This is a genomic window from Streptomyces javensis, from assembly GCF_039525925.1.
Taxonomy (GTDB): domain Bacteria; phylum Actinomycetota; class Actinomycetes; order Streptomycetales; family Streptomycetaceae; genus Streptomyces; species Streptomyces asiaticus.
Map to the genome: position 1 here is coordinate 17,852 of NZ_BAAAIF010000057.1, position 19,050 is coordinate 36,901.

The 19,050-nt window shown below is 71.9% G+C and carries 19 protein-coding genes and 1 pseudogene; 12 read left to right on the forward strand and 8 right to left on the reverse strand.

The genetic code is table 11. The features are described from left to right. The first annotated feature begins 7 nt into the window (after positions 1-7). From ABD329_RS35240 to ABD329_RS35260, 5 genes and pseudogenes are all read left to right on the forward strand, one after another. Entirely contained in the window at positions 8-1,255 is a 1,248-nt protein-coding gene (locus ABD329_RS35240) for a TIGR02679 family protein (RefSeq protein WP_198276283.1), read from the forward strand. 44 nt (positions 1,256-1,299) lie between these two features. Then, a complete protein-coding gene (locus ABD329_RS35245) occupies positions 1,300-1,563 on the forward strand; it encodes a CopG family transcriptional regulator (RefSeq protein WP_198276282.1) in 264 nt (87 codons plus the stop codon). Next, positions 1,560-1,949 (forward strand): annotated as a pseudogene (locus tag ABD329_RS35250) (DNA-binding protein); the annotation flags it as partial. The gene ABD329_RS35245 and the pseudogene ABD329_RS35250, both read left to right, overlap by 4 nt. 353 nt (positions 1,950-2,302) lie before the next feature. Next, positions 2,303-2,566 carry a CopG family transcriptional regulator gene (locus tag ABD329_RS35255; protein ID WP_198276280.1) on the forward strand — a complete coding sequence of 88 codons (264 nt, stop codon included), beginning with the start codon at positions 2,303-2,305 and terminating at the stop codon, positions 2,564-2,566. Further along, entirely contained in the window at positions 2,563-2,976 is a 414-nt protein-coding gene (locus ABD329_RS35260; protein ID WP_198276279.1) for a DNA-binding protein, read from the forward strand. Before ABD329_RS35255 ends, ABD329_RS35260 begins: the two co-directional genes overlap by 4 nt. Positions 2,977-3,355: 379 nt before the next feature. On the opposite strand, the gene ABD329_RS35265 is transcribed toward ABD329_RS35260, so the two are convergent. The 3 genes from ABD329_RS35265 to ABD329_RS35275 form a co-directional block, all read right to left on the reverse strand. Beyond that, the gene (locus ABD329_RS35265) at positions 3,356-4,969 is read right to left on the reverse strand and encodes an FAD-dependent oxidoreductase (RefSeq protein ID WP_425574418.1); all 1,614 of its coding nucleotides are present in this window, start codon (positions 4,967-4,969) and stop codon (positions 3,356-3,358) included. A 319-nt stretch (positions 4,970-5,288) separates the two neighbouring features. Further along, positions 5,289-6,068 (reverse strand): methyltransferase domain-containing protein, encoded by a 780-nt coding sequence (locus tag ABD329_RS35270; protein WP_198276278.1) that lies wholly within the window; start codon positions 6,066-6,068, stop codon positions 5,289-5,291. Positions 6,069-6,085: 17 nt separating this feature from the next. After that, positions 6,086-7,285 carry a lycopene cyclase family protein gene (locus tag ABD329_RS35275; RefSeq protein ID WP_198276277.1) on the reverse strand — a complete coding sequence of 400 codons (1,200 nt, stop codon included), beginning with the start codon at positions 7,283-7,285 and terminating at the stop codon, positions 6,086-6,088. Positions 7,286-7,651: 366 nt separating this feature from the next. Between ABD329_RS35275 and ABD329_RS35280 the strand changes: the two genes are divergently transcribed. From ABD329_RS35280 to ABD329_RS35295, 4 genes are read left to right on the forward strand one after another with little or no spacing between them, the layout of a single operon-like run. After that, positions 7,652-7,810, forward strand: a complete 159-nt coding sequence (locus ABD329_RS35280) for a hypothetical protein (protein ID WP_198276276.1) — start codon at positions 7,652-7,654, stop codon at positions 7,808-7,810. Continuing rightward, positions 7,807-9,426 carry a phytoene desaturase family protein gene (gene crtI / locus ABD329_RS35285; RefSeq protein WP_344317415.1) on the forward strand — a complete coding sequence of 540 codons (1,620 nt, stop codon included), beginning with the start codon at positions 7,807-7,809 and terminating at the stop codon, positions 9,424-9,426. The genes ABD329_RS35280 and crtI overlap by 4 nt, the downstream gene beginning before the upstream one ends. Then, positions 9,423-10,457 (forward strand): phytoene/squalene synthase family protein, encoded by a 1,035-nt coding sequence (locus tag ABD329_RS35290; protein ID WP_344317416.1) that lies wholly within the window; start codon positions 9,423-9,425, stop codon positions 10,455-10,457. The genes crtI and ABD329_RS35290 overlap by 4 nt, the downstream gene beginning before the upstream one ends. Then, positions 10,454-11,464, forward strand: a complete 1,011-nt coding sequence (locus ABD329_RS35295) for a Rieske (2Fe-2S) protein (RefSeq protein WP_344317417.1) — start codon at positions 10,454-10,456, stop codon at positions 11,462-11,464. The genes ABD329_RS35290 and ABD329_RS35295 overlap by 4 nt, the downstream gene beginning before the upstream one ends. Positions 11,465-12,080: 616 nt before the next feature. Here the strand turns inward: ABD329_RS35295 and ABD329_RS35305 are convergent. Continuing rightward, positions 12,081-13,514 carry an ATP-binding protein gene (locus ABD329_RS35305; RefSeq protein WP_198281324.1) on the reverse strand — a complete coding sequence of 478 codons (1,434 nt, stop codon included), beginning with the start codon at positions 13,512-13,514 and terminating at the stop codon, positions 12,081-12,083. Between the two features lie 194 nt (positions 13,515-13,708). Between ABD329_RS35305 and ABD329_RS35310 the strand changes: the two genes are divergently transcribed. Further along, the gene (locus ABD329_RS35310) at positions 13,709-14,380 is read left to right on the forward strand and encodes a DUF2399 domain-containing protein (RefSeq protein WP_198281323.1); all 672 of its coding nucleotides are present in this window, start codon (positions 13,709-13,711) and stop codon (positions 14,378-14,380) included. Between the two features lie 141 nt (positions 14,381-14,521). On the opposite strand, the gene ABD329_RS35315 is transcribed toward ABD329_RS35310, so the two are convergent. Beyond that, positions 14,522-15,421: a DUF72 domain-containing protein gene (locus ABD329_RS35315; RefSeq protein ID WP_198281322.1), complete on the reverse strand. Its 900-nt coding sequence runs from the start codon at positions 15,419-15,421 to the stop codon at positions 14,522-14,524. 270 nt (positions 15,422-15,691) lie between these two features. Here ABD329_RS35315 and ABD329_RS35320 point away from each other — a divergent pair, with 270 nt between their 5' ends. Then, a complete protein-coding gene (locus ABD329_RS35320; RefSeq protein WP_198282261.1) occupies positions 15,692-16,360 on the forward strand; it encodes a lytic polysaccharide monooxygenase auxiliary activity family 9 protein in 669 nt (222 codons plus the stop codon). A 214-nt stretch (positions 16,361-16,574) separates the two neighbouring features. Next, a complete protein-coding gene (locus ABD329_RS35325) occupies positions 16,575-17,255 on the forward strand; it encodes a DUF4234 domain-containing protein (RefSeq protein WP_198282262.1) in 681 nt (226 codons plus the stop codon). Positions 17,256-17,297: 42 nt separating this feature from the next. On the opposite strand, the gene ABD329_RS35330 is transcribed toward ABD329_RS35325, so the two are convergent. The 3 genes from ABD329_RS35330 to ABD329_RS35340 form a co-directional block, all read right to left on the reverse strand. Further along, entirely contained in the window at positions 17,298-17,759 is a 462-nt protein-coding gene (locus tag ABD329_RS35330; protein WP_344317419.1) for a hypothetical protein, read from the reverse strand. Between the two features lie 106 nt (positions 17,760-17,865). After that, positions 17,866-18,264: a DUF427 domain-containing protein gene (locus tag ABD329_RS35335; protein ID WP_344317421.1), complete on the reverse strand. Its 399-nt coding sequence runs from the start codon at positions 18,262-18,264 to the stop codon at positions 17,866-17,868. Between the two features lie 96 nt (positions 18,265-18,360). After that, positions 18,361-18,957: a MarR family winged helix-turn-helix transcriptional regulator gene (locus ABD329_RS35340; RefSeq protein WP_344317422.1), complete on the reverse strand. Its 597-nt coding sequence runs from the start codon at positions 18,955-18,957 to the stop codon at positions 18,361-18,363. Between the last annotated feature and the right edge of the window lie 93 nt (positions 18,958-19,050).

Below are 19,050 nucleotides of genomic sequence, written 5' to 3' on the forward strand. Positions count from 1 at the left end.
CCCTCACATGAGCGCATCCGACACCCCCGCCGGGCGCGTCGACCACGGCCGCCTCACCCGTCTCCTCGGCGATCCGGGCTGTGCCTGGCTACTGGACCGGATACGCCGCCGGATGGCACGCGCCGAGCCACTCACCGGCCCGGTCATCCTGGCCGCGCCCACCGACGGCGAGCGGGCCGCCGCCGAGCGCCTGCTGGGCCGAGCCCCCGGCGGCGGGCGCTCGCTGAGCGTCCGGCTCGACGCCGTCGACACCATCCTGCGCCGCTCCGGCGTCAGCCCCGACGGCCTCGCCACCGCCGTCATCGCCCTCACCGGACCTGTCACCCTCCTCAGCGACGCACGCCGGCAGGAGGCGGACGCCTGGCACGACGCGTACACCCCGCTCACCGGTTTGTGCTCCGAGCGGCCCGAGCTGGCCGACTGGTGTGAGCACATACGCGTGAGCGGTCTCGTCCGCCGCCTCGCACGCGGCCCGGAGGCCGCCCGGGCCCTGGTCGCCTCCACCGCGACGGCGCTGCGGAGCCTGCCCGCGGATCCGGCCGTCTCCCTCCCGGCCTTCGCCGCCCGCGCCCTTGGCGATGCCCACGCCCTCGACGACGGCACCCCGCTCGCCACCCTCGTCCACTCCGGCATCCGCGCCCTGACCGGCTTCCCCGACGGCACCAGAGCCGAGTGGCGCCGCGAAGCATGGGCCTCCGCGGGCCTCCTCAAGGACGCCCTGTCCTCCACCGTCCTGACCCTGGGCCTACGCGGCACACCCGCGCTCGACTGGGCCACCAGCACCGGGGAACCCGCCGTGCTCACCCTGCGCCAGCTCACCCGCACCCCTCCCCGCGAGGCGCCCCCGGTGGTGCACATCTGCGAGAACCCGACCGTGCTCGCCACCGCGGCCGACACCTACGGCACCGCCTGCCCGCCCCTGATCTGCCTCCAGGGCCAGCCCTCGGCCGCCGCCCTCACCCTCCTGCGCCACCTGCGCTCCCACCGGGCGAAACTGCTTTACCACGGCGACTTCGACTGGGGCGGCATACGCATCGCCGCCGCCTTGCTCCGGCGCGTCCCCTGGCACCCCTGGCGCTACACCACCGCCGATTACCGCGCCGCCGCCCGCCGAAACCCCCTGGCGCCAGCGCTGACGGGCTCACCCGCAACCGCCCCCTGGGACCCGGACCTGCGGGCCGCCCTCGGCGAACTCGGCGTACGCGTCGAGGAGGAAACCGTCCTCGACGAGCTCCTGACCGACCTCGGGCCCTGACAACTCACGGGATCGCGTGGAGTATGCGTAGCAGCATAAGGAGCATGTCCGAGCCCACCCAGAAGTACTCGATCACGATGCCACGGGACATCGCCGAAGCCGCTCGCGCTCGCAGCGGGCCGTCCGGCCTGTCCGCGTACGTCGCCGCGGCCGTGGCCCGCCAGATCGAGCGCGACAACCTCAACGAGCTCATCACGGTCGCCGAGGCCGAACACGGACCGATCACCGACGAGGAGGTCCAAGCGCTCCGGGACCAACTTCAGCATGCCCGTAGGCAGCAGACACCCGACAGAGCGAACACGGCATGACGCGATCACCCGCCGCCGTACCCGGCGGCACCCTGGTCCTCGACAGCCTCGCCAAGGCCGTACTGCGGGACCGCACGGTCACCGGCTGGCTCGCTCTGGCCCGCGCCGACGACCTCCGGGTAATCACCAGCGCCGCCACCCTCGCGGAAGTCGTCCACCCCCGGATCAACCGGCCAGCCCTGGAGTGGACCCTCTCCCGTGTCGTCGTCGAGCCGGTCACCGACGCCGTCGCCCGCCATGCTGCCGCCCTCCTGGCTGACACCGGCCTGCACGGCCACAAGTACGCCATCGACGCCATGCTCAGCTCCACCGCTCTCGCCGCCCCCGGGCGCACCACAGTGCTCACCTCCGGCTCCGAGGACATCTGCCACGGCCGAGCCACCGTAGGCGGCTCCGTGCGCTGCGGTCGGAGCGCAGGTCGGTTACGTGCGCGCTCGAGTCACCGGCACCGGGAAGGCCGTCTGGATCACAAGCTCCCCGCCCAACAATGGCTCGATTCGTCCCCATTTGTCGAGTCCCCCGCCGGGGGCACTCACGAGAGTGCCTGGTGGACCCCGTCACCAGCGGAAGTGCTGAGGGCCGGGGTCCTTTTTCGTGCGCAAATCGACTTGCGCACGGACACCAACAGAGTCCAAGCGCCCCCGAATCCCAACTCGCTCAGAGTTTCCCCTGTTGCAGCACCGTTGCCGGGATTCATCGATCGGCGGCAAGCGGGAGCATGCTTGGTAGGATAGGTGGCATGAGTGAGCCTACCGGCAAATACTCGATCACTATGCCGCGCGACATCGCTGAAGCGGCCCGCGCACGCAGCGGCCCCTCGGGCCTTTCCGCGTACGTGGCCGCCGCCGTCGCCCGCCAGATCGAGCGCGACAACCTCAACGAACTCATCCAAGTTGCCGAAGCCGAACACGGAGAGATCACCGAGGAAGAAATCCAGGCCCTGCGCGACGAGCTTCACCGGGCCCGCCAGCAGCAGACAAGCGGCGGGGCAGACGCTGCGTGACTCGCTCCCCCGCCGTTCCCGGTGGCACTCTCGTGCTCGACAGCGAGGGACTGGCCAAGGCCGTCCTGCGCGACCGCACCGTCACCGCGTGGCTCGCCATGTCCCGCGCAGACGACCTTCGTGTGATCACGTCTGCCGCCACCCTGGTAGAAGTAGTTCATCCCCGGATCAACCGCCCGGCCCTGGAGTGGACGCTCTCGCGCCTCGTCGTGGAGCCGGTCACCGAGTCGATCGCCCGGCATGCCGCCGCGCTCCTCGCCGACGCCGGCTTGCACGGCCACACGTACGCCATCGACGCCATGCTCAGCGCGACCGCCCTCGCCGCCCCCGGGCCCGCTACGGTCCTCACGTCAGATCCCGAGGACCTCACTGCACTTTGCGGGGGGCACGTCACCGTCATCAAGATCTGACCTGTACCGGCACCAACCCCTGCTGGCGGTGGGCCAGCTTGTGCCCGAGGCGGAAGGGAACTGCGCGTTCCACAGGACCGTGGACAGCTGCCACGCCAGTCGGTCATGCCCGGCGTCGGCCGCCGTACGCACGGCCTGGAGGAGGTTGTCGTGTTCCCGCTCGGCCCAGTCCACGGCGGCGTCGTAGTCGGAGAACGTCAGCGGGCTGATGTCAGATCCCTGCCGATCACAGCCACACCACCGTTGTCGAGCTGCCAGATGTCCGGACACTCGTCATTGCCGTCGGAGTTCCCCGGCTCTTCGGCCGATCTCCCGACTGTCTGGCCGACTTCGACGCCTCGCTGCGCGAGCAGGGCGGGGGACGTGATGCCCGCCCCCGTCACCCGCCGTGTGCCGCCCGAGCCGCCCACCGCAGGACGGCCACGCGGCCCCGTTCGGGCACGGTCCACAGCGGATGCCCGCGCAGACCCGAGCGGCTCAGCAGCGCATTGGCGGCGAGGAACCCGCTGGTGGCCGCCCGCTCCATCAGCGCCACCGGCAGACCGGTGCGCACGGCGTCGCCCGCCACGACCAGGCCCGGCACGGGGGTACGCACGGCCAGCCGGTCGCCGTACCCGCCGACCGGGAACAGCGGGCAGTCGGCGCGCCATTCGTGGCGGGCGTCCACTACCCGGGCGCTGTGCGTCTCCGGGTAGATCCGGTGCAGTTGCCCGAGCAGTTCCTTCTGCCGGACCTCCCGGTCGGTGTCGCCCGGCAGCGCGTAGGCGTGCAGTTCCACGACCGACCCGCCCGTGCGGGCGGCCCAGCGGGCGGCTTCGCCCTCCCACCGGTTCAGCACGCTGACGTTGTCCAGGAGGCCGTATCCACTGGTGCCCAGGAAGCCGGGCCGGTCGCCGCGGACAGGCCGGGCCAGCCACAGACGGGAGACCAGGAACGGCGGGGCGGTGCGCAGCCGCGCCACCCGCTCGCGCCACGTCTCGTCCCCGAGCCCCTCGGACCGGGCCACCACGCCGCGCAGCGCTCCCGGGTCCAGGGCCAGCACCACGGCGTCGCACCGCTCCTCGGCGCCGTCGGCGGCCACGGTGAAACCGCCGCCGGGCAGGGCGGTGACCGCTTCGACGGCCGCCGAAGTACGCAGTTCGGCCCCGAGTCCGGTCAGATACCCGGCGAGCGGGTCCCACAGGGCCTGCGGGAAAGGCTCGTCCGGTACGTCGAACAGCAGGCCCTCGGCCGAGCCGAGGAAGTAGACGTGGAACATCAGCGCCATCTCCGCCGCCGATAGCCGGCGGGGGTCGGCGAAGAAGCTGCGCGAGAAGACCTCGAAGGCCAGGTGCCGCGCCGCCGCCGGGAAGCGGATCGCGTCCAGGAAGTCGTGGGCACTGGTGTGGTCGAGTCGCTCGTACACTCCGGGCACCCGCACGTCGAACAGCGGCAGCGCGGCCCGTGCGTCCATCCGGGCCAGGTCGCGCACCCGGAAGGAGCGGCTCAGCGCGACGAAGCCGAGCGCGCTCAGCGGCGGCGTACGGGGGACGTGCCGGAAGCTGTCGTGGCCGCCGCCCGCGTGGCGCAGGGGGTAGTCGGGCAGGCCGGTCAGCCGTGACAGGGCCGGATCGGTGCGACGCAGCAGGGCGCGCAGGTTGTAGTACTGGCGGAAGAAGGCGTGGAAGCCACGGCTCATCGTCACCGTGCTGCCGTCGGCGAGCCGGGTGCGCCAGCCGGCCAGTCGGCCGCCCAGCACCTCCTCGCGCTCGTACAGGGTGACCCGCACCCGGCGCTCGGCCAGCGCCGTGGCGGCCGTCAGCCCGGCGATGCCACCGCCGACGACCATGACGTGCGGTGCGGCCGCGGGGTCGGCGCGATCGGCCCCGGGCGGGGCCGGCAACAGCCGGGCGAGCCGGTCCAGGCCGGGGCGGCGCAGGCCGGAGCCACCCAAACCAGCGCCGTCCAGGCCAGGGCAGAGCAGGTCGGGGCGGTCCAGGCGAGCGCCGTCCAAGCTGGGGCGGTCCAGGCCGGGGCCACCCAGACCAGCGCCGCCCAAACCAGGGCCGTCCAGACCAGCGACGTCCAAACCAGGACCATCCAAGCCAGGGCCGTCCGCGCCGGGGCGGTGCGCGGGCCCGGGGCGGTGTGCGGGCCGTTGGCTACCGGTGGTCATCGCGGGTTCTCCTCGCTCGCCGGCTCGGCGGTTCTCGGTTCTGGGTTCCAGGTCCGGGCCTGCTCGCTCCGGGCCGCTCGGTTCCCGGTCCTACGGCCTTCGGCCTCCCGGCTGTCCGCTCGCGGCCCGCGTCCCCCGCCACCCGGCCGAGCGCCGTTCACCACGTCGTACCCGGCCGCCACACCGCGTCCTCTCCCTCCTCCGTCTCGCTGCCCGGCTCCCGGCCGCCCGTCGGCCGACGGGCGACCACGGTGTGCGTGATGCCGGTCTGCCAGCCGGGCAGCGGCAGCACCCGCGCCCGCTCGAAGCCGGCCCGCGCCACCCGTCGCCCCAGAGCGTCGGCCGTGTCGAAGCCGAGGACGCTGCGCCACAGATGCCGGTAGAGCGCCCCGTCCCCCAACAGCGTGGCGACCGGCAGAAGGAGCCCGCCGCACACCGCACTCCACACCGCGCGGTGCGCGGCCCTCCCGCTCAGCGCGTACTCGTGTACCGCCAGACGGCCGTACGGCGCGAGCAGCCGGTGGGCCGTGGCGAGCACGGCGTCCGGGTCGGTGGCGTTGCGCAGCAGGTATGCGGCGAAGACCGCGTCGAACGGGCCGTTCACGCCCGCCTCGGCCAGCCGTTCCACCGGCGCGTGCACGAACCGCACCGGCCGCGCCCACCGCCGGGCGGCCGCCCGGCGGAGCATCCCCGCCGAGGCGTCGACCGCCGTGATGTCCGCACCGGGCAGCACGGTGGCCAGGGCGGCCGTGGACGCTCCCGTACCGCATCCAAGGTCCAGCACCCGCAGCCCGGTGCCGTCCCGGGGGAGACCGAGCCGCCGTGCCGAGCGGCGCAAGTGGGCGTGGTACCCGGGGTTGGTGGCCACCAGCGCGTCGTAGCTGCGGGCGGCATGGTCGAAGGCCTCGGCCAGATCGGCGTCGCGCAGAAGGGGCATGTGGTCCGGCTCCGAGGTCAGGCGGCGGGAAGGCTCCGGCGCGGGGCAAGGGGCAGGGCGAGGGCGGAGGCGAGCATCGCGGCGACGGGCAGGTGCGCGCCGATGGCGAGGTCCTCCGGCAGGCTGGTACGGCCGTCCAGGAACCGCAGCAGCCGCAGTGCGGGCACGCGCCCGAACAGGCGGGTGAAGAAGGCCGGGCCGTCCACCCGTCCGGTGTCGAGGGCGTGCAGCAGCACCGCGTCCATGAGGCGGGCACGTGTGGAGTGGGGCCGCGGGGGCAGCGGATACCGTCCGGTGTGCAGGGCGGCGGCCACGGCGCTCGTCTGCCGCTGCACGGCGCTGAAGGTGTAGCCGGTCGACGGACGGGTGGCGCCGGAGCAGGCCCCGATCCGGAACACGCCCGGCGCCGTCTGCCGGACGAAGTCGGCGTCCGTCATCGGGATCACCCCCTGCTCGCACGCGGTGACCTCGTAGTCGGCCAGACCGAGCACGCGCTCCACGTAGTCCCGCAGCACGTGGTCGTACCCGGCACGGCTGAGCACCCGGCGGGAGAACTCCGTGTATTCGACCAGCGCCACGCGCGGGCCGACCGGCAGCACGTAGCCGAAGGCGAGACCGTGTGCGGGCTGCGGCGTGCGGAAATCCATCAGTTCCACGACGGACGAGTCGAAGACCGGCCGCCCCGTACGGACGAACCAGCCGCGGAAGTGCTGTAGCAGTGTCGTACGTGCCCGCGGGAGGCGGCTGAGCGGGCGTGAGTCGAACACCCAACGGGCGCGGACGGCGACGCTGCCGCCGTCCGCGCGGCGGGCGTGCACCAGGGCGCCGCCGCCCGGCACCGGTGCGACCTGGTCGACGGCCGCCTCGACGCGCGAGACCCGTCCGCTCGCCGCGAGGCGACGGCCGACCAGCGCCTCGAAGGCGTCGGAACGCAGCATCTTGTAACGCAGTGGCGCGATGGCCGTGGTCACGGACGTACCGTCGGCGCCGCGCACGCGCAGCCGCTGCCAGGAAGCGGCCAGCGCCTCGTCGTAGGGGCCGTCGTCCGGCTCCCAGAAGCACCAGGTGCGCGGTGCGGCGCGGGCCGGACCGGACGGGGCGGCCAGCAGTACCGTGTCCAGCGGTCCGGCGCCCAAGGGCGGCCGGGCCAGCCGCAGCGCGAGCGACAGCCCCGCGGCCCCGGCTCCCACCACGGCGACATCGGCCTTCAGGTCCACGACCGCTGTTCCCTTCCTCGAGTCCTCGAGCCGTTCTCATGGCGATCAGGCCGGTATGCCACCCGTCGGTACGTCACCCGCCGGTACGTCACCCGCCGGTTCGACACCGGCGGGTGAACGGTGTCCGCGTGGGCCTGGCGGCCCCCCGTCGAGTCTCGTGCGCACGTCCCGGGACGAGACGGCGTCCGTCCGGTGCCCTCCAGTGTTTCCGGCCGACCGCGGTCAGCGGATGCGGTGCGCGGCGTGTCGTCGCGGGACGCGTCCCCCACGCGGGAGCTTCCCCCGCTTGGCGCATCCGGTGCGGTGCCGTACGCGGAATGTGTCCTGACACGAGCAATGTGACGACGGGCGAGAGGACGATCCGCGATGTGCTTCACCCAGGCGCCCTGCCAATACGCGGCGGCCAGACCACCGGGCGGACCCCCCGATGGCCTGGCCGCCGCCACGGAACTCGCCGCCGCGCTCGCCGCCACGGAACTCGCCGCCACGGAACTCGCCACCACGGAACCGGAGGGAGGCCGGTGACCAGGGCGCTGAAAGGACCGACCGATCACGTGGTGGTCGTCGGCGCCGGACTGGCCGGCCTCTCCGCCGCGCTGCACCTGCTCGGCGCGGGACGCCGGGTCACCGTCGTCGAACGCGCCGCCGGGCCCGGCGGTCGCGTCGGCCGGCTGGTCCGCGGCGGCTACCACATCGACACCGGCCCCACCGTACTGACCATGCCCGAGATCGCCGACGAGGCGTTCGACGCGGTCGGGGCCGCACTGCGCGACCGGGTCGAACTGATCCCTCTGCACCCGGCCTACCGGGCGTCCTTCGCCGACGGCAGCACCCTCGACGTGCACACCGACGCCGACGCGATGGAGACGGAGGTGGAACGCTTCGCCGGGCCCGCCGAGGCGGCCGGCTACCGCCGGCTGCGTCGCTGGCTGACCGAGCTGTACCGCGCCGAACGGCACCGTTTTCTCGACGCCGACTTCGACTCCCCCTGGCAGCTGCTCGGCCCCGACCTGGTCCGGCTGGCCGCGCTCGGCGGCTTCGGCCGCTGGGAGACCGGTGTCGCCCGCCACCTGCGCGACGCGCGGCTGCGCCGCGTCTTCACCTTCCAGGCGCTGTACGCGGGCGTGTCCCCGGCACGCGCCCTGGCCGCCTACGCGCTGATCGCCTACATGGACACCGTCGCCGGGGTGTACTTTCCGCGCGGCGGTATGCACGCCCTGCCGCGGGCCATGGCCGAGGTCGTCGAAGCGGCCGGGGCGGTCGTCCATTACGGACGGCCGGTCACCCGGCTGGAACGCTCCGGTGAGCGCATCACCGCGGTGATCACCGGCCAGGGGCGCATCCCCTGCGACGCCGTCGTCCTCACCCCCGACCTGCCGGTGACCTACCGCCTCCTCGGCCGCACCCCGCGCCGCCCGCTGCGGCTGCGGCACGCCCCGTCGGCGGTCGTCCTGCACGCGGGCTGCGACCGCACCTGGCCGCAACTGGCCCACCACACCCTGTCCTTCGGCCACGCCTGGCGGCGCACCTTCGACGAACTCACCCGCACCGGCGAGCTGATGCGCGATCCCTCCCTGCTGATCACCCGTCCCACCGCCACCGACCCCGCCCTGGCCCCGCCGGGCCGCCATCTGCACTACGTCCTGGCGCCGTGTCCCCACACCGGCATCGGCCCCGGTCCCGCCGACTGGCGCGACCTCGGTCCCCGCTACCGCGACGCGCTGCTGTACGAGCTGGAACGCCGGGGACTCGACGGCATCGCCGCGGCGATCGAAGAGGAGTGCCTGGTGACGCCGGCCGACTGGACGGAGCAAGGGCACGCCGCGGGCACGCCGTTCTCCGCCGCGCACACCTTCGCCCAGACCGGCCCCTTCCGCCCACGCAACCTGGTGCGCGGCACCGCCAACGCCGTCCTCGCCGGTTGCGGCACCACGCCGGGCGTCGGCGTGCCGCCCGTCCTGCTGTCGGGAAAGCTTGCTGCCGCCCGCATCACCGGCGCGGGCCGCATCACCGGCGCGCGCCGCGCGACCGGCGCCGCCCGCATGACCGGCGCGCGCCGCGCGACCGCCGCCCCGGTGACCCGCCCGGTAACCCACCCGGCGGCCCGGACCCGGCCCCACCCGGAAGGAGCTCGTCCATGACCGGCCGGGAACTGGACGCCGCGGGCATCACCGAGCCGGACCTGCGCGCCGCCTACACCCGCTGCCGGGAGCTGAACGCCCGGCACGGCCGTACCTACTTCCTCGCCACCCGCCTGCTCACCCCCGACCGGCGTCCCGCCGTGCACGCCCTGTACGGCTTCGCCCGCTGGGCCGACGACATCGTCGACTCCCTCGACAGCGCCGCGGACCCGGAGGACCGCGCCCGCGCCCTGGACAGGCTGGACGACGACCTCGCCCACGGCCTGGCCGGCGGCGCCGGAGCCGAGCCGGTGGTGCGGGCGCTCGCCGACACCGCACGCCGCCACGCCATCGACCACCGCCACTTCACCGACTTCCTCGCCGCCATGCGCAGCGACCTGACGGTCACCTCGTACGCCACCTACGCCGATCTGCGCGGCTACATGCACGGCTCCGCGGCGGTGATCGGTCTGGAGATGCTGCCCGTGCTCGGCACCGTGACCCCCCGGGAGGAGGCCGCGCCCCACGCCGCCGAACTCGGCGTCGCCTTCCAGCTCACCAACTTCCTGCGAGACGTGGGAGAGGACCTCGACCGCGGCCGCGTCTACCTCCCGTACGACCTCCTGAGCGCCCACGGCGTCCACCGCGAGCTGCTGCGCCACTGCCGGGACACCGGCCGGGCCGACCGCCGGGTCACGGCGGCGCTGCGGGAGTTCGAGGACCTCACCCGCGCCGCCTACCGGCGCGCCGCGCCCGGCGTGGGCATGCTCGCCCCGGTCTCCCGGCCCTGCATCCGCACGGCGTTCGTCCTGTACGGCGGCATCCTGGACGCCGTCGCCGCCACCGGGTACGCCGTGCTGCACCGCCGCGCCGTGGTGCCCCGGTGGCGGCGGGCCCTGGTCGCCGCGGACGGCCTGCTGCGGGTGGCGACCGCCCGCGTGGCCGCCCGGCGCACCCCCGGCGGGCCGGGCGTACCCCTCGGCCCGACGGCTTCCGGTCCCCGCGCCCATCCCCCTGCCCGGCCGCACCCCCGTCACAAGGAGGTCGCGTGAAGCCCGCCCGGCCGTCCCGGCCCAAGCGTCTGCCGCTGACCCTGCGCCGCGGCCCGGTCGCCTGGGAGCGTCAGCGACCCACCTGGCGCGAAGCCCGGCCCGCCCTGATCGCCGACGCCCTCAGAAGGGCCCAGGCCCGCCCCACCGGCAACTGGTACGTCGTCGGAGCCTCCCGTGAGCTGCGTCCCGACCGGCCGCTGGCCCGCACCGTCGCCGGCCACGAGGCGGTGCTGTGGCGGGACACCGAAGGACGCATCGTGGCCGGGCCGGGAAGCTGCCCGCACCTCGGCGCCCCGCTGCGCGACAGCGTCGTGCGCTGCGGCACCCTGGTGTGCCACTGGCACGGACTGGCCCTGAACGGAACACCGTTCGCCGGCTGGGAGCCGTGGCCGGCGCACGACGACGGGGTGCTGGTCTGGGTACGGCTGGACCAGGTCGGGGCAGAGGAGCCCACCGCCCGTCCGGCGGTGCCGGGGCGACCGGCGGCGGCCGGGGCGCTGACCGCCGTATACACCGCAGTGGGCGTCTGCGAGCCGGACGACATCGTCGCCAACCGCCTCGACCCCTGGCACGGGGCCTGGTTCCACCCCTACTCCTTCGTCGACCTCACCGTGGCCCGGACCCCCGGGCGCGCTGACGAGAGCGACTCCTTCACCGTGGACGTGTCCTTCAAGGCCGCCGGGCGGCTGGTCGCCCCGGTGCGCGCGGTCTTCACGGCGCCCGGGCCCCGCACCGTCGTGATGCGGATCATCGAGGGCGAGGGGCGGGGCTCCGTCGTGGAGACGCACGCCACCCCGCTCGGGCCGGACGCCCTGGGACGTCCTCGCACCGCGGTGGTGGAGGCCGTCGTCGCCACGTCCGAACGGCCGGGCTTCGCGGTGGCCCGTCGCGCCGCCCCGCTGCTGCGCCCCCTGATACGCGCCGCCGCGGGCCGACTGTGGCGCGACGACCTCGCCTATGCGGAGCGCCGCTGGGCCTTGCGCTCCTCGGGTGATTTCCCGGGCTGACGGACGCCCTGGCGGCACCCCGCCCCGTACTGCGCGAACGGTGAGATATCCAGCGGATCGCGGATGCGGGCCCGGACCGCGGCGGGGTCGCCGCTAGCGCTCGCGGCCCGGAGCTCCGGACGGCGCCGTAACTGCCGGTCCTCGCCGACTTGTTCCCGCACCAGAGCGAGCAACTCGTCCTTGGACAGGCCGGACGGCCACCCGGCAAGGTTCTGCGCACGGTCCCCGGGCCGCCTTCCGCCGCCGCGGAAGGCCCTCCCGCTGGGCGAGCACGGTCAGGCCGAGGGCGACCGGATGCTTGCAGAAGTTGCCCTCCATGCCGTACGGGCAGGCACACTCATCGGACAGCCCGCCGGGCCGTCCAGCGCCAACTCCACCTCGTACCGCTCCGTGCCGTGGACACTCGCTGCCGTGGACACTCGCGGTAATCCGGCCGTCACCGACCTCGACCCCGAACACCGCGTTCAGGTGGCCGAGCCCGCGCTCGTAGGAACGGGGGCCAGCCAACGCCCGCAGCGTCGACCCGCTGAACCCTTCCATGGCCTTCCTCTGCTCTCCGTGCCCTCTGCTGACCCCGGCATCCGCCCTCTGGGTGGCCTGCCCGCCGCTCCCCCGGTTACTGCCACGCGCGGACCAGTTCTTCCGGGCCCCAGTGCGCCGCGAGCGGCAGGTCGTCCTCGATGCCGCAGCGTGAGACGGCGACGAGCGGGGTGTCCGGTGCGGCGCCGGGCACCGCGAGCATGTCCCGGGCCAGGGCGTCGTACTCGCGGCGGCCGAACGGATGAGACTCCAGCCACTTGATGGAGCCGATGAAGTGCACCGCCCCCGCGACCGGTTCGCGGTCGGCGCCGATCAGGTCGATCTCGGGGTTGTTCTGCCGGTTCCACCAGCCGCCGACCGCTTCCGTGTGGGGCCATCTGTCATCGGGGAGGAGGCGCAGCAGCGACTCGCGGATGACCGGCTCGACCGCACGTCCTCGCCACGTGGTCCAGGACCGCTCGATGCGCTCCAGGGCCAGATCGCCGCGGCCGCGTTCGATGAGCGGGATTCCCCGTTGCAGGAAGGCCAGCCAGAAACGAAGGTACGGGTCGGCGATCCGGTAGCGCTTGTTCTTGGTGTCGGCCTTGGCGGAGAGCGGCAGGTCGGTGGCCAGGATGCGCTTGGCCAGCAGGGTGTGCAGCAATGGCGACAGGGTCCCGGAGGGCAGGGCACCCGCGCCTCCGGCCTGCGCGGCGATGGTGGAGAAGGTCCGCTCGCCGCTGCCGACCGCCTCCAGCACCGCTCGCGAATGCGAGGCTTCGGGGAACTCGCCCAGGAGTGAGAGTTCGCCCGCCACCAGTAGCGGCGACAGAGGGTTGGCCACGGCCTCGCGCAGGAAGTCCGTACGACCCATTCCCGGTCGCCACGACTGGACAATCTCGGGGAAGCCCCCCGTGATCAAGAGCGCGTCCACCGCGTCCGCCGCGCCCAGAGAGGTCATGGCCTGCACATCGGCCAGGTGCAGCGGACGTACGGTCATCTTCGCGGCCCGGCCGAAGAACGGACGGCCGTACGATTGCAGCGCCTCCATCACCGACATGTCGCTGCCCACCAGGATCAGCAGCACCGGCTTGGCGGACAGGTGACGGTCCCAGACCGTCTGGAGCGCCCCTTCGAATTCCTGGTCCTGCTCCACCAGCCACGGCACTTCGTCGATCACCGCGATGCTCGGGGCATCGTCCGGAACCGCGACGGCCAGGGACCGCAGCGCCTGGTTCCAGTCCGCGGCGTGCAGCCCGGCCACCAGTTCCGCCCCGGGCAGCGCGGACTGCGCGAGCGCCGCGGAGAAGTCCGCCCGCTCGGCGACGGGGTTACGGCCCCGGGTCGCCTGGAGGACCACGTACGGAACGCCGGACCGGTCGCAGAACTCCTGGACCAGACGGGACTTCCCCACCCGACGCCGCCCCGTCATGATCACAGCCTGGCCCCGGGTGGCTCCCGCGCCCCCGGTCACGACGCCCAGTTGCCTGGTCAGGAGATCGAGGTCAGCGACCCTGCCCTCGAATTCCATCCCTGCCGTGCCTCCGGCCCATCAAACATAGTTTCGATCTTACGTAGATTGAATCTTACTTAGATGCTAGCTCGCTTCTTAGGACGCCGCTGGCGACTCCGGCATCGATCGGCGCCCGACAGACGCCCTGCCCCCGAAATCGAGAAACGCCGGGCGCGGCAGGGGAGCCGCGAGGGGCGGCTCCGGGCTCCCGTATGCAGCGGCCGAAGCTCGCCCTCGCCCATGGCACCGAGCTCCCCGTCGACGCGGCCGGCCGACGCGCTCTGTGGCGGCTGGTGTCCGTCACGCCGGACGAGGTCTCCAGCACGGTGCTGACCTACGGGCTGCGCCCCGTCGGCGAAGGCTGGCGGGAGTGTGCCCTGCGGGAGCGGGCCAAGCATCACACTGAAACGCACCTGACGCCGCGCGACCTGCACTCCCTGCGGCTGCGTCTCCCCACCGGAACGCTCATCCACATCTGTGAGAATCCGCGCGTGGTGGAACCCGCGGCAGACGCGGCCTGCCTCCGCCCCCTCGTGTGCACGTCCGGCAGCGCCGCCACAGTGGTCGTCACGCTTCTCGACGCCCTCACCGCCACAGGCTGTCGCTTCGCCTACCACGGCGACTTCGACTGGCCAGGGATCGCTCTGGCCAACCGGATCATCCGCCACTACGACGCCGTGCCGTGGCGCATGGGCACCGCGGATTACGAGCACCTGGCCGCTCGCAGCCAGGCTGAGGGCATCCCTCAACTGGCGCTCGACGGCCAGCCGGTCAGCGCGGACTGGGATCCGGATCTCGCCCCTGCCATGACGGCCCTCGGCGTCGCACTCCACGAGGAGGCCACTCTCGACCTTCTGGTGGACGACTTGTCACGTCAGACGTAGGGGCATCGGTTCGGGAGCGGCCGAAGCGCCGTCGGCAGCAGACCCCGCCATCAGCCACATCGCTGGATGCGGGGTCTTTGCAATACGCGAGATCTTGCCTGTTAAGGGATGCCAGGCCAGCCCCTAACGGTAACCAAGTGGTCACCCTTTACCCGCGGGCGTGCGAAGCAGATGCCGCATTGACTCCGCCGCGCGGACGGCCGCGTCGGCGCAGCAGTTGTTGAACAGGGCGTGGACCTCGTCGGCTTGGTCGGCCATTGCGTGGAGGCGGGGGATCCACTCCGTCAGTTCCTCCGGGGCGTAGGTGTGGCGAAAGCGCTCCTCCTTGGTGCCGGTGCCCCAGGCGTCGTTGCGGCCGTGGAAGCGGGCCACCGCCAGGTGGGGTGAGGTGACCGGGGTGACCGGGGGTATGGAGGTGGGCAGTTTCTGGGTCATGTCCACGGCCACGGCGGACATGTCCCAGTCCTTGAGGGTCGCCTCGGTCTTGGCCCGCTCGCCCTCCTGCCACCAGGCGGGATGCCGGAATTCCACGGCGACGGGCCAGCCCGCCGTGCGCTGCGCGCATTGGGCGAGGAACTCCTTTGACCGCGCGTCGCCGGGGGTGAACCAGGGCGGGAACTGGAAGAGCAGGGTGCCGAGCCGTCCTGACCTCTTCAGGGGTTCCAGCGCTCCGCTGAAGCGCTGCCATACCTCGTCGAGCAGGGCCGGATCGATGTCTGCGGGCCTCGGGCGTCCGCCCCTTCGTCCGGGCAGTGCGTCGCGCAGATCGGCAGGCAGGGCGTTCGGGGAGGTCGGGTGGGCGGTGAGGAGGGAGAACGCCTTGACGTCGAAGCGGAATTCGTCCGGGGTGCGTTCGGTCCACAGGGTGCTGTTGCGGGCGCTGGGCAGGGAGTAGTACGTGGCGTCGACCTCGACCACCGGGAACTGGGCCGCGTAGTGCCGCAGTCTTCCCTCCGCGTCGCGCAGCCCCGGTGGGTACCAGCCGCTGGACACCAGCGCGCGGTCCGTCCATGAACACGTGCCGACCAGAATCTCGCCCATGCCCTGCCGACTACCCCGGGTGGGGGTGGGGGCCACTGACGGGCCGTCGGGTGGATGGATACGCGCGATTGTCGGTCAGCTTGCGCTGAGGGCTGAGGAGTGGGCGCCTCCGTTCGATGGGAGTGGGCGCGGCGCGTCTTGCTGGACATCCATTTCGGTGCATGGCTCCCGGCTCTACGTTTTGAGGGCCCCCCTCAGGGAAGCCCCCAGTTTGGGAGCGCTCCCACCCGCCCTCCCACTCCCCCTAGGACGATGGAGGAAGATCGCGCAATGATTTGTCATGAACGCGGCAATTCCTTACGTTGGGCATCTCGCGCCCTCGGTCTGCTGGCCGCGGCGCTGCTGTGTCTGATCCCGTGGTCCACCACCGCGAGCGCCCATGGATCCGTCGTCGACCCCGCGTCCCGCAACTACGGCTGCTGGCTGCGCTGGGGAGACGACTTCCAGAACCCCGAGATGGCACAGTTGGACCCCATGTGCTGGCAGGCGTGGCAGGACAACCCGAACGCCATGTGGAACTGGAACGGGCTGTACCGCAACGGCTCCGCCGGCAACTTCCCGGCAGTGATCCCGGACGGGCAACTGTGCAGTGGTGGCCACACCGAGGGTGGCCGCTACAACTCGCTGGACACGCCGGGCGCCTGGAAGACGACGAACATCGGCGGCAAGTTCACCGTGAAGCTGTACGACCAGGCCAGCCATGGTGCCGACTACTTCAAGGTCTATGTGACCCGGCAGGGTTACGACCCCACCACCCAGCCGCTCAAGTGGAGCGACCTGCAACTGGTCACCACGACCGGCAAGTACGCCCCCAGCAACAACTACTCGATCGACGTCAGCACCTCGGGCTACACCGGCCGCCACGTCGTCTACACGATCTGGCAGGCGTCGCACATGGACCAGACGTACTTCCTGTGCAGTGACGTGAACTTCAGCTGAATCGAATTTCAAAGACGCATGCACCCGCGCCCCGGCCCCGCCGGACACGCCGTGTCCGGCGGGGCCGTCGGCTGAACTCGGACGGGGCTCTGGAGCGCGCTGCGCTTCTGCGCCCCTGGGCCTGCTACCGCTTACGGATGAACCGGGCAGGAGCGATGATGGAAGGGGGAAGCGAACACCGCGTCTGGTCCAGCATGAGAGGGCTGGAATCGGCATGGAACAGATCCACGCAGTCCGTCAGGTCGATCGCTATGTACACCAGCGGCGCGCCACCGACCAGAGGTTCGTCAGCTGGCCGCTCTACTACTTTCTGCTCAGGTGGGTCACTCTTGGCATCTACTCGATTGTGATCTTCTATCGTCGCTTGAAACGCACTGATCTCTTCAGGGAACGCCAGGCCCATTACACCGCTGCGGTCATCACCGCCACCCGCCAGTTCGCTGAGCAGCACGAACACTACGGAGCGGCCCGCGATGACCTCAACGACCTGTGGCGATTCATGAAGGAGCGCTTCGAGGACGAACACAAGCCGATCAAGGCAGGGGCCTCCCTCGCGCTTTCATTTCTCACACTCGGCATTTATGGATTCTATGCCACCTACCGCACGATGCGATTTTGGTGGGAGATACAGCTGACCGAGCAGGATTTCTATGACCAACTGGGCACGATCTGGGCCAAGTTGGGGATGGTCAACTATCCCGTGACTCTTGAGGTGAACGAGAACCTACATCGCAGCTTTGGAATCTACCTCTTTCTCACCATCATCACACTAGGAATTTTCTGGATCGTGTGGGATTACCGCATGCATACCGATCCTGAAAGGATCTACCCAGAGTTCCATTCAGCCGAGGACGGCGTTCTCGGCGCACTCCGCACCGTCGATATGCACGGGTGAGGTCGGCCCCTCAGCGCGTCAGGTACGTCCGCTGTCGCGAGGTCAGGTGAGCGGGCAGCGGAGAGCCGGGGCCCAGTGGTTCGGGGTGCATGTCACCAGGGCCAGGGAGAGGAAGGACATGCGGCCCAGGTAGAAGCCGAAGGAGACGTCCGTGCCGTGGGTGAGGCGGGCGGTGGACGTGGTGACCAGGCGGGCCAGGCGGGCGGTGTCGGCTTCCTGGTGGGAGAGGAAACCGGGGGAGTGATCGGTCAGTTCGCGGCCCAGCCAGGCCGCCGCGTCCTTCGGTTCTTCGAAGGTGGCGCGGATCAGGGTGGGGGTCTTCAGGAGCCAGAGGGACGTTTCCAGTGGGGGGAGCTCCGAGTGGCGGAACGTTTCCAGGAGCGTGCGGTAGTGCTCCTCGTCCTCCGCCGTGACGGGCGGGTGGGGGCGGTCGGGTGGGCGGCGGAGGGCCTCCCGGTCGAACAGCTCCTTCTCGCCCAGCCACGAGTACGCGTGGATGTGCACGCGTCAGGGGTTCCCCCCGGGGGGAACCTGGAAGGCCCCTGACTGGGTGATGTCCCGGGTGGGGTTCTTGTTCGGACGGTTCCGTGCTCTTTTACTCCGTGCTCTTCTACTCGGCTACGTCGATCTTCGCCACCTCGTCGTAGAACGACAGATGGTCCTTGATCTCCGACACCTTCTCGATCGGCTGCGGGTACGCCCACACCACGTCCGGGCGCGGTTCCGTGCCCTCGCCCGCCGGGCCGCGGTAGGTCCAGTACGCGGCCTCGCCCTTGAAGGGGCAGACGGTGTGGGTCTCGGTCGGCTCGAAGAGGGTCAGGTCCACGTCCTCCGGGGGGAGGTAGTAGCGGACCGGGAGACCGGTCTCGTGGACGAGCAGGGGGCGGGTCGACTCCGCCACGACGCGGCCGTCGATCGTGACCGTGACGTGCTGCGCGCCGCGCTCCACGTCCACGCGGTGTCCGCCGCTGGTGCCGGTGGTCTTGGGGTGGGAAGCGGGGGTGGGCATTTCTTCCTGGCCTCCTCGGTGTGTCGTTCCGGGGCGTGGTTCCCTCGTGTGACGGGCGTCATGCCCGCTGTTCTCGCAACGTCCTCCGCCGCGCCCTCATTCCGCCGTGCGGGCCGCCTCGTCCGGCTCCCGTGGCCAGGCCCGGCCCTCCTGGCGTTCCACCTCGCGGTTGAAGCGGGTCAGGACGTCCTCGAAGCGGGCCACGTCCTCCGGGGTCCACGACTCCAGGAGCCGGGACAGGTCGGTCTGCCGGCACGTCCGTTCCGCCGCCATGCGATCGGCGCCCCGCGGGGTGACGCGGAGCTTGCGGGCCAGGCCGCCCTCCGGGTCCGGGATGCGTTCGACGAGGCCGGCCCGGAGCAGGGCGCCGGTCTGGCGGTTGACGGTCGAGACGTCCAGCTGCAACGCGTCGGCCAGCTGGCCGATGGTCATCGCGCCCTCCGCGTCCAGGCGGGAGAGGAGCAGATAGCCGGAGCGGTCCAGGCGGGTGGGGGTGCACGGTTCGGGGGTGCACGGTTCGGGGGCGCACGGTTCGGCGCCGGGGGTCGTGCCAGTGTCCGGCCGCGTCGTTGGCCGCGCCGTGGGGGTCTGGGGGTCCGGTCCCTGGCCCTTGCGTTCGCGGGGGGTCAGGACCGAGCACCTGGCCACCAGCATCAGCTCGCGTTCCAGTCGCTCCAGCCGACGATCCAGCACGATTCCTCCTCGCCTCCCCCGCGCCCCTCAATGGAAGTGTGCACGATACACACCCTGTGTAGGATGCACATCTCTCGTGCTTCCATCAATCTC

Excerpts from the sequence above, each read along its gene's own strand:
- ABD329_RS35255 (WP_198276280.1), top strand. The coding sequence starts at position 2,303 with ATGAGTGAGCCTACCGGCAAATACTCGATCACTATGCCGCGCGACATC.
- ABD329_RS35280 (WP_198276276.1), top strand. The coding sequence starts at position 7,652 with ATGTGCTTCACCCAGGCGCCCTGCCAATACGCGGCGGCCAGACCACCG.
- ABD329_RS35240 (WP_198276283.1), top strand. The coding sequence starts at position 8 with ATGAGCGCATCCGACACCCCCGCCGGGCGCGTCGACCACGGCCGCCTC.
- ABD329_RS35315 (WP_198281322.1), bottom strand. The coding sequence starts at position 15,421 with ATGGGCGAGATTCTGGTCGGCACGTGTTCATGGACGGACCGCGCGCTG.
- ABD329_RS35305 (WP_198281324.1), bottom strand. The coding sequence starts at position 13,514 with ATGGAATTCGAGGGCAGGGTCGCTGACCTCGATCTCCTGACCAGGCAA.
- ABD329_RS35320 (WP_198282261.1), top strand. The coding sequence starts at position 15,692 with ATGATTTGTCATGAACGCGGCAATTCCTTACGTTGGGCATCTCGCGCC.
- ABD329_RS35290 (WP_344317416.1), top strand. The coding sequence starts at position 9,423 with ATGACCGGCCGGGAACTGGACGCCGCGGGCATCACCGAGCCGGACCTG.
- ABD329_RS35325 (WP_198282262.1), top strand. The coding sequence starts at position 16,575 with ATGGAACAGATCCACGCAGTCCGTCAGGTCGATCGCTATGTACACCAG.
- ABD329_RS35335 (WP_344317421.1), bottom strand. The coding sequence starts at position 18,264 with ATGCCCACCCCCGCTTCCCACCCCAAGACCACCGGCACCAGCGGCGGA.
- ABD329_RS35310 (WP_198281323.1), top strand. The coding sequence starts at position 13,709 with ATGCAGCGGCCGAAGCTCGCCCTCGCCCATGGCACCGAGCTCCCCGTC.
- ABD329_RS35270 (WP_198276278.1), bottom strand. The coding sequence starts at position 6,068 with ATGCCCCTTCTGCGCGACGCCGATCTGGCCGAGGCCTTCGACCATGCC.
- ABD329_RS35245 (WP_198276282.1), top strand. The coding sequence starts at position 1,300 with ATGTCCGAGCCCACCCAGAAGTACTCGATCACGATGCCACGGGACATC.